The 653-nt window shown below is 61.9% G+C and carries 1 protein-coding gene; it reads right to left on the reverse strand.

Annotation, left to right across the window (positions count from 1 at the left end; all coding sequences use genetic code 11):
• Window positions 1-653 (reverse strand): adenosine deaminase (gene add / locus RSB01_RS14170; protein ID WP_332625767.1); only part of this gene is annotated, 653 nt, incomplete at both ends.

Consider the following 653-nt stretch of genomic DNA (forward strand, 5'->3'; position numbering starts at 1 on the left):
GGCCATGTCGTCGAACACGCACAGCTTGGTGTTGGACAGCGGGCACACGGTCAGCGGGATCTGCTCGTCGATGATCCGCTGCATCAGGCGCTCGTCTTCAATGGCGCGCACACCATGGTCGATGCGCTGGATCTTCAGCAGGTCGAGGGCTTCCCAGATGTACTCCGGCGGGCCTTCCTCACCGGCATGGGCGACGGTCAGGAAACCTTCGCCACGGGCGCGATCGAATACGCGCTGGAACTTGCTTGGCGGGTGGCCCATTTCCGAGCTGTCCAGGCCTACGGCGACAAACGCATCCCGGAACGGCAGCGCCTGGTCGAGGGTTTTTTGCGCTTGCTCTTCGCTCAGGTGGCGCAGGAAGCTGAGGATCAGGCCGCTGGTGATGCCCAGTTGCTGCTCGCCATCTTTGAGCGCGCTGGCGATGCCGTTGAGCACCACTTCAAACGGGATCCCCCGGTCGGTGTGGGTCTGCGGGTCGAAGAACGGTTCGGTATGGATCACGTTCTGCGCCTTGCAACGCAGCAGGTAGGCCCAGGTCAGGTCGTAGAAATCCTGGGAGGTGCGCAATACATCGGCGCCCTTGTAGTAGAGGTCGAGAAACTCCTGCAGGTTATTGAAGGCGTAGGCCTTGCGCAGGGTTTCGACGTCGTTCC

It is taken from the genome of Brevundimonas sp. (assembly GCF_036659295.1).
GTDB lineage: Bacteria > Pseudomonadota > Alphaproteobacteria > Caulobacterales > Caulobacteraceae > Brevundimonas.